The organism is Novosphingobium sp. TCA1 (genome assembly GCF_009811895.1).
Taxonomy (GTDB): Bacteria; Pseudomonadota; Alphaproteobacteria; order Sphingomonadales; family Sphingomonadaceae; genus Novosphingobium; species Novosphingobium panipatense_A.
In genome coordinates, this window is the sequence record NZ_BLJH01000135.1 from 1 (window position 1) to 532 (window position 532).

The following is a 532-nucleotide window of genomic DNA, read 5'->3' on the forward strand; positions in this document are numbered from 1 at the left end:
AGAGCCCGATCCAAAAGTTGTTGAGCAATACCAGCATGTTATGATTCACGCCGTCCTTGCGAGAGATGGAGTGATCAATGGCATGGACTGGCATTGCTCGAGAGGAGCATAGCCGCAAGGGACTGCGTTATCCAAGCGACATGACGGATAAGGAGTGGGCGCTGGTGGCACCGTTCATTCCTCCGGCAAAGCAAGGCGGTCGGCGGCGCAGCACGAATATGCGCGAAGTGGCCAACGCGCTGCTCTATCTGGCTTCGGCCGGGTGTGCCTGGCGCCTGCTGCCCAAGTGCTTTCCACCGGTCTCGACGGTTCGGCGCTATTTCTACGCCTGGCGTAACGCGGGATTGTTCGAGGTGATGAACACGCTGCTGGTCATGAACCTGCGAGAGATCGAGGGGCGCGAAGCCTCTCCCAGTGCGGGCATCATCGATAGCCAGAGCGTGAAAACGACCGAAAGCGGCGGCCCGAGTGGATATGACGCGGGCAAGAAAGTCAAAGGCCGCAAGCGTCATATCCTGACCGACACCTCCGG

At 59.4% G+C, this 532-nt stretch carries 1 protein-coding gene; it reads left to right on the forward strand.

What is annotated here, in order from left to right; genetic code table 11:
- Positions 1 to 77: 77 nt before the first annotated feature.
- A partial coding sequence (locus NTCA1_RS28405) for an IS5 family transposase (protein WP_159832512.1) occupies positions 78 to 532 on the forward strand: 455 nt, incomplete at its 3' end.